This is a genomic window from Streptomyces sp. SID11385, assembly GCF_010548245.1.
Classification (GTDB): domain Bacteria; phylum Actinomycetota; class Actinomycetes; order Streptomycetales; family Streptomycetaceae; genus Streptomyces.
Genome location: NZ_JAAGLR010000132.1, coordinates 1 through 694 on the forward strand (window position 1 = coordinate 1; position 694 = coordinate 694).

Consider the following 694-nt stretch of genomic DNA (forward strand, 5'->3'; position numbering starts at 1 on the left):
CACGCGCGCGCTGCTCGCCAAGGGCGGCACGGCGGAGGAGGCGCTGTGGGAGCTGTGGAACGGGACGCGCTGGCCCGCGCGCCTGGAACGGGCCTCGCGGCGCGGCGGCGCGGCCGGGCGCAACGCGGACCGCGACCTCGACGCGGTGTGCGCGCTGTTCGCGACGGCCGCGCGCGCCGAGGAACGCACGGGCGGGCGCGGCGCCCTCAACTTCCTCGCCGAGACGGAAGCGCAGGAGATAGCCGCCGACACCCTCTCGGGCCGCACGGTCCGCCCCGACGCCGTCCGCCTCATGACCGCGCACCGCGCGAAGGGGCTCCAGTGGCGGCTCGTCGTCGTCGCGGGCGTGCAGGAGGGCGTGTGGCCCGACCTGCGGCAGCGCGGCTCACTCCTGGAGGCCGACCGCATCGGCAGCGACGGCCTCGCCGAACCGCTCACGCCCGGCGCGCTGCTCGCCGAGGAACGCAGGCTCTTCTACGTGGCGGTCACGCGCGCCGCCGACCGCCTCGTCGTCACGGCGGTGAAGGCCCCGGCCGAGGACGGCGACCAGCCCTCGCGCTTCCTCACCGAACTCGGCGTCGAGCCGCGCCACCTCACCGTCCGCCCCCGGCGCCCGCTCGCCGTGCCCGCGCTCGTCGCCGAACTGCGCGCCACGACCGTCGACCCGCACGCCTCGCCCGCGCTGCGCGAGGCC

Annotated in this window: 1 protein-coding gene; it reads left to right on the forward strand. The window is 78.1% G+C overall.

What is annotated here, in order from left to right:
• Positions 1–694: ATP-dependent helicase (locus G3I42_RS04230; protein ID WP_164282490.1), on the forward strand; the 694-nt coding region annotated here is incomplete at both ends.